This window comes from Oleiphilus sp. HI0125 (genome assembly GCF_001635355.1).
The window spans coordinates 1-745 of record NZ_LWGF01000192.1; the positions used below are offsets into that span (position 1 = coordinate 1).

Annotated in this window: 2 protein-coding genes; one reads left to right on the forward strand and one right to left on the reverse strand. The window is 46.7% G+C overall.

Translation table 11 applies throughout. The features are described 5' to 3' along the window. The first annotated feature begins 4 nt into the window (after window positions 1-4). The gene (locus tag A3762_RS02960) at window positions 5-157 is read left to right on the forward strand and encodes an RsmE family RNA methyltransferase (RefSeq protein ID WP_082868901.1); all 153 of its coding nucleotides are present in this window, start codon (window positions 5-7) and stop codon (window positions 155-157) included. A gap of 23 nt (window positions 158-180) precedes the next feature. On the opposite strand, the gene A3762_RS02965 is transcribed toward A3762_RS02960, so the two are convergent. After that, a partial coding sequence (locus A3762_RS02965) for a Na+/H+ antiporter NhaA (protein ID WP_197468979.1) occupies window positions 181-745 on the reverse strand: 565 nt, incomplete at its 5' end.

The window sequence follows — 745 nt, forward strand, 5'->3', positions numbered from 1 at the left end:
GCCAGTGACCTTAGCAATTGGTCCAGAGGGAGGATTTACAAAATATGAGGTCTCGAAATTTTACGAACAACAGTTTGAGTCTGTGCATCTAGGAGATCGGATCTTAAGGACTGAAACTGCCGTCCCAGCACTACTATCAAGGCTTTACCCAGCATAAGCTGAGCAAAGCCTTAGTCCTAACTATGAGTAGCTCTGTTGTGCTCGCAGGTCTGGCACCTCTTGTTCACGACTCTTCACAATTACTATCGATCCCATCACGGCTGACAACAACGAGCCTAACAAAACTCCTAGCTTAACGCTCTCTTGATATGCTGCATCCATGCATTCAAAAGCAAGCGACCCGATAAACAAACTCATCGTAAAACCTATGCCGCAAAGAATACACACACCATAGAGTTGTAACCAAGTCGTTCCCTTAGGAAGCGATGTAATACCTGACTTGATTGCTAACCAACACACACCAAAAATACCGATTTGTTTACCAACAAATAGCCCAAGTGCGATGCCAATCGTAACGGGATGGAACAAGTCTTCCACTCCAATACCTACCAAGTTCACACCCGCATTAGCGAACGCAAAGACAGGCAGGATGAAAAATGCGACCCATGGCTGAATGCCATGCTCCATTTGCTTGAGCATGGAATGCCCGTGCTCAGTCTTCACATTGAGAGGTATAAACCAAGCGACGATGAAACCAGCAAGCGTCGCATGCACGCCTGACTTCAATACGGCCGTCCAGACAACC